This is a genomic window from Lyngbya confervoides BDU141951, from assembly GCF_000817775.3.
In the GTDB taxonomy this organism is placed as follows: Bacteria; Cyanobacteriota; Cyanobacteriia; order Thermosynechococcales; family Thermosynechococcaceae; genus Lyngbya; species Lyngbya confervoides.
Genome location: NZ_JTHE03000040.1, coordinates 1 through 4,667 on the forward strand (window position 1 = coordinate 1; position 4,667 = coordinate 4,667).

6 protein-coding genes are annotated in these 4,667 nt (G+C 49.9%); 5 read left to right on the forward strand and 1 reads right to left on the reverse strand.

Features of this window, described 5'->3' with window-relative positions:
* The 5 genes from QQ91_RS06375 to QQ91_RS06395 all read left to right on the forward strand — a co-directional run.
* A partial coding sequence (locus tag QQ91_RS06375) for an FG-GAP repeat domain-containing protein (RefSeq protein ID WP_166283976.1) occupies nucleotides 1-595 on the forward strand: 595 nt, incomplete at its 5' end.
* Between the two features lie 330 nt (nucleotides 596-925).
* Complete coding sequence (locus QQ91_RS06380; RefSeq protein ID WP_166283978.1) at nucleotides 926-1,408, forward strand: hypothetical protein; 483 nt, start codon at nucleotides 926-928, stop codon at nucleotides 1,406-1,408.
* Between the two features lie 14 nt (nucleotides 1,409-1,422).
* Nucleotides 1,423-2,880, forward strand: coding sequence for a S8 family serine peptidase (locus tag QQ91_RS06385; protein WP_166283980.1), 1,458 nt, complete (start codon nucleotides 1,423-1,425; stop codon nucleotides 2,878-2,880).
* Between the two features lie 253 nt (nucleotides 2,881-3,133).
* Nucleotides 3,134-3,628, forward strand: a complete 495-nt coding sequence (locus QQ91_RS06390; protein ID WP_166283984.1) for a DNA double-strand break repair nuclease NurA — start codon at nucleotides 3,134-3,136, stop codon at nucleotides 3,626-3,628.
* A 217-nt stretch (nucleotides 3,629-3,845) separates the two neighbouring features.
* Nucleotides 3,846-4,085: a hypothetical protein gene (locus QQ91_RS06395; RefSeq protein ID WP_166283986.1), complete on the forward strand. Its 240-nt coding sequence runs from the start codon at nucleotides 3,846-3,848 to the stop codon at nucleotides 4,083-4,085.
* A 304-nt stretch (nucleotides 4,086-4,389) separates the two neighbouring features.
* On the opposite strand, the gene QQ91_RS06400 is transcribed toward QQ91_RS06395, so the two are convergent.
* A complete protein-coding gene (locus QQ91_RS06400; RefSeq protein WP_166283987.1) occupies nucleotides 4,390-4,572 on the reverse strand; it encodes a hypothetical protein in 183 nt (60 codons plus the stop codon).
* Between the last annotated feature and the right edge of the window lie 95 nt (nucleotides 4,573-4,667).

The following is a 4,667-nucleotide window of genomic DNA, read 5'->3' on the forward strand; positions in this document are numbered from 1 at the left end:
GCATCCCCGATTCCTAGCGGACACAACAGGGGATGGACGAGCAGACATCGTTGGTTTCGGCAATGCGGGTGTGTATGTATCCCGTGCTCAGCCTGATGGAACCTTCTCCGCACCTCAGCTTGTTGTCAATAACTTTGGTTACAACGCTGGGGGCTGGCGGGTTGACCGGCATCCCCGATTCCTAGCGGACACAACAGGGGATGGACGAGCAGACATCGTTGGTTTCGGCAATGCGGGTGTGTATGTATCCCGTGCTCAGCCTGATGGAACCTTCTCCGCACCTCAGCTTGTTGTCAATAACTTTGGTTACAACGCTGGGGGCTGGCGGGTTGACCGGCATCCCCGATTCCTAGCGGACACAACAGGGGATGGACGAGCAGACATCGTTGGTTTCGGCAATGCGGGTATCTACGTTTCTCGTGCGCTGTCAGACGATTCGTTTGACTCGATTGAACTCGTAGTTAAAAACTTTGGCTATGATTCTGGGGGCTGGCGAGTTGAACAGCATCCGCGTTTTTTGGCTGACACCACTGGGGACGGACGAGCGGACATCGTCGGTTTTGGTAACGCGGGTGTTTGGATATTCCGGTTCTAAGAGGGGGAATGAAAGCGACGCTGCAACGATGTGCAATTAGCCTAGAATACTTGCTGTTAGTTACTTTTAGGTCTCAACATCTGTCTAAGTTTCCTGGATTTTCTTAATGATTTCACCATTGCTTCAAGGAATTCATGTTGTCTTAGCCTTTAGTGATGAGCTAATTGCACTTTCTCGTAGCTTCGCTTTCATCACGCCTTTTGAGTAGATCGAATTAACAAAGATGCGATCGCAGATTTTGAACACAGGAGAGGAGGGGAGCGCTCATCCTCCCTGATGAACCCAGACTATAGGGTAGGAGAAATAGTACAAAGAAATGAGGTAAGCAGAATGAGTTCTCCAATAATCTGGTTGGCGGTAATCATTATCGTTTTTGTGAGCAGCAGTTGTACCAGTGGTGTCCAGCACAACGAAGTTTCCTCAGACCGGGAAAATTCTCCTCTAAAAGAACCTGAAGCACTGAAAACTCATGATCAACAGACGAGGGAAGTTATGCCTCAAAATCTCATTTCAGCCGAAGTTGAGCCATTGCCCAATCAAACTAACCAGGCTGCTTTAGCCCTGCAACGTCTTGGTTTTCGTATCCTGCATATTGGACCAAGCATTAGTGTTCAAGCACCGCGTTCACTGTGGGAATCAACCTTTAATGTCTCATTCGAGCAACAGAAGAAAACTGTCATGCCAGAGATAGGACGTGAGGTGACGTATCTGAGAGCAATCACAGATCGCCTCGTCATTCCTGAAGGACTAAAAAGTCTCATTTCTGCGGTGATGTTTGCAGAACCGCCTGAATTTTACCAAGAAAAACCGTAACGGAGGAAAAGACCATGACATATCTAGCTGAGAGCAAAGAAGACCGTGTATATTTTGAGGCAACCCTGCGATCAGAAACAGGCGAGTCACTGTTTGCACCAGATACTTATCTCGGATCAGACAATCTCCAACAATTTGCGCCTCCCGCTGGGCGGGGTACCCGGGCAGCAACTGTCCTTCAAGCACTAGGGTTTCAGGTTCGGCAAATTGGCACGTTTTCGATCAGTGCCGAAGGTCCAAAAGAACTATGGGAACGAGTCTTTGGCACTAGGGTTGAGCCAAGGAATCAAAGGATTAGCCCAAGTGTCGGAGAAGTCACCTATTTATCCCACGTTGCTGGTGCTCCCTTCACGATTCCGTCAGAGCTGACTGAATTGATAGAACGCGCCTATCCCCAAAGTCCACCTATTCTATTTGAGTCTCCATTGCCCCCACGGGTTACCTATCATCACCTCACTGTCCCCGCAGATGTAGCTACGGTATGCCGCTCAACATATGTTCACAATGTCGGTATGACGGGGAAAGGTATCTTAGTAGCCATGGTAGACAGTGGATTCTACAAGCATCCCTTCTATAAATGGCATGGCTACAATTACCAGGCAACCCTCGCTCCAGATGCGGCCAACGTTGAGCATGATGAAAGTGGCCATGGAACGGCTGAGGCTGCCAATATCTTTGCCAATGCGCCGGGTATTGACTTTATCGGGGTCAAGATGGGGGGAAACGCTACTTTAGCTTTCAAGACTGCCTCTGACCTCCATCCGGCGGTGATGACTAACAGTTGGGGTTACCACCTGCCAGGATTGACAGAGCTGCCGAATTTCCTTAAATCCTTAGAGGCCGCTGTAATCGAGGCAGTTCGCAATCGCGGCATCACTGTCTGCTTCTCTGGTGGTAACGGGCATATCTCATTTCCTGGAATGATGCCTGATGTCATTTCTGTTGGAGGTGTCTATGCCCATCCCACACTCACGCCAGGTGGGGATGACTTTCACTTGGAAGCCTCCAACTACGCTAGCAGCTTCGACAGTCAAATTTACCCAGGACGCCACGTACCTGATATGTGTGGGCTAGTAGGAATGCAACCCCATGCTATCTACATCATGTTGCCCGTTGAACCCGGCGACCAAATCGATCAGGGTTTAGGGGGCAGTGGTCATCCGAATAAGGATGAAACAGCTACAAACGATGGCTGGGCAGTGATTAGCGGTACGAGTGCTGCCTCTCCCCAAGTTGCTGGTGTTTGCGCTTTGCTCAAACAGGTGCAACCGGGTCTCTCGCCCTCTCTGATTAAGGCGATTTTGCGGGCATCGGCACGAGATGTAAAAACGGGCACTAGTAATAATGGTCAATCCGCAGGGGATGGGCATGATGGTGCAACCGGCACTGGATTGGTGGATGCTCATGCGGCTTACAAGCTAGCTCGTTCGGTGGCGATCCGCAACATTTATGATTTACCGTCGCCTCGATGAAATCATTCAGTATCCGACGAGTGCGATCGCCTACAACCAGCAGAGCGATCGCACTCAAAGATGCACAATATTTTGCTTGTGGGAAAAGTATGGGCTGAAGCACAAGACTGACCCTAATTTATTTTTCTAGAGTATTTAGCAACACAGCTTCCGGGACGCGGTGATTCGGCTGGCATTCCATGTGAGTGGGGTCTCATGCCGAGCGATCGCTGGACCACGGAGCTGATTTCTGGGAAAGGGCGATGCCCCCTGAGTGGCCTACATCGATAATTCCAATGCGCGCGACCTGGTGACGATGTTGCAGAGCCTGAGGCCATTGCCGGATGCCCCAACGCTAACCGATGCGGCGCTCCTGGGCCTGCGGATGAAGTGGGGCGATCGCACGCCGATATTTCAGTGTGCTCGTGGGAAAGGGCTGGGCCGCGAAGGGGTGTTGAGTCAATACCAGGAACAAGCCGACCAGGTTGTGTTCACCTACCTGAAGACCTGCGATCGCAAGCCTGCACGCATCGAAATGCTCCGGTGGATGGTAGACGATGGGATCCATGAGCAGGTGCTCAATTATGTGCGAGCGGAGGTGGTGGTGGGAGCTGGGTATCCCTATGCGATTGAGACAGCCGACCAGGTGGCCGTGATTCAGAGTCAGGACCGTCAGAAATTCTATCGGTTGCTGCAGGAATGGGCGCAAAGTGCCGAGGTGCCGCTGAGCTTCTCACGGAAGATGGTTAGCAAGATGATGAGACGGTAGCCTGATGGTAAGCCTGGAGCAGTCCCATTTGCAGGGGCGATCGCCTCAAGCAAGATGCTCGGAGTCTGAACAGAGAACTGCTTTGATGTTCAGGATCAGTAGATTCTGAACAGGTTTGTTCTTGCAGAACTTCCCGATGCAATGTTGAAATTGCGTCATCTGATACAGAGAAGTTTTCTTAAACTGTAAGAATACAGAAGGTTTTGAAAGAAACTCTATGCAGAAACGACAAGGAAATTACAAACCCGGACCCTTGAAGGCAATGGGAAAAGAGGCGTTAGGATCCCCGCTGACTGTACGGTTCTCCAAATCAGTAACCCAGCAGCTGCAGGCAATGGAGGATCGGGCCGTATTTATTCGAGAAGCAGTCGCTGAAAAGTTAGCTAAGGAAATGGACGAAGAGAGCGAATGGAGCTTGGAAGAGCTGAACGAAATTGCCAAGGACGTGGGTTGGTGAACTGCATGGATAAAGCCTCTAGGCTCACAGAATTCAATCCAGAATAGCAAGGTCAACCCATCTCGACAGCTGGTCCACAATGGATACCTTCCGCTGTAGTTCCAGATCAGCACAGCCAAGCAGCAGGCAGTGATAAAGCGTAAGTCAATCCAGCATTCATTTTGGGTACACTATCTTGGGGGAGCGCTGATAAATGCCAAAATATAGCACAAATCAGCGGAATTTAGGGCCACACCCTAAAACTAGGATAAGAGCAACTTTCTGAAAAGGGATGATTGACCCATACGCCTCCACTGAATTTGACTCAGAAGATGAAACGCGATCGCTTGCTCACCCGAGTTATCGTGCCCAAGAAGCGCAACTGATCATCAGTTTGAAATTCCATCATGCGCATACCCTTAGCCAAGTTCCCTTGGATGTTGCCGTTAATGCGGTTGTAAAAGTTTGGGAATCCTGTCAAAGAGGGAAATAGGTGAATCGACTTCATCCTTATTTATCCTTGATGGGGGTGTGACCAAGATTTGATGTTATATTTTTGCAAAGCTGAAGCCATATTGATTGATTTTTGACCAGAATTGTTGC